This is a genomic window from Gardnerella coleohominis (assembly GCF_002896555.1).
GTDB classification, from domain to species: domain Bacteria; phylum Actinomycetota; class Actinomycetes; order Actinomycetales; family Bifidobacteriaceae; genus Bifidobacterium; species Bifidobacterium vaginale_F.
The window spans coordinates 1-343 of record NZ_MNLH01000015.1; the positions used below are offsets into that span (position 1 = coordinate 1).

A 343-nucleotide genomic window follows, 5' to 3' on the forward strand; every position below is an offset into this window, starting at 1 on the left:
GAGCATGAGTATGCTTCGTTTGAAGAGTTTGATCGAGCAATGAGGGAATATATTTATTATTACAATAACGAGAGAATACAGAAGAAGACTGGGTGGGTGCCTCCTGTTAAATGCAGGAAAGCATCCACGCAGACGATATGATTAAGTAAAAAGGGATATGTGTCCAGAAAAAGGGGTACATATCAGGCGTGTAAGTAAACAAATTCGGGGAGAAGCTCGCTTAATTTAGCTACTTCATAAATATGGCATCTGACTTTAGCTTTAGAAAGTAGACGCGTAGACTTCGGCAATTGCAGCTTCGTCCATATGCATGTAGGAATTCTTCAAAAGTCGCTGCTGTTCT

1 protein-coding gene is annotated in these 343 nt (G+C 40.5%); it reads left to right on the forward strand.

Going from position 1 to position 343, the window contains the following annotated elements:
- Nucleotides 1–141: IS3 family transposase (locus BFS05_RS07165; protein ID WP_146026743.1), on the forward strand; the 141-nt coding region annotated here is incomplete at its 5' end.
- Nucleotides 142–343 lie beyond the last annotated feature (202 nt).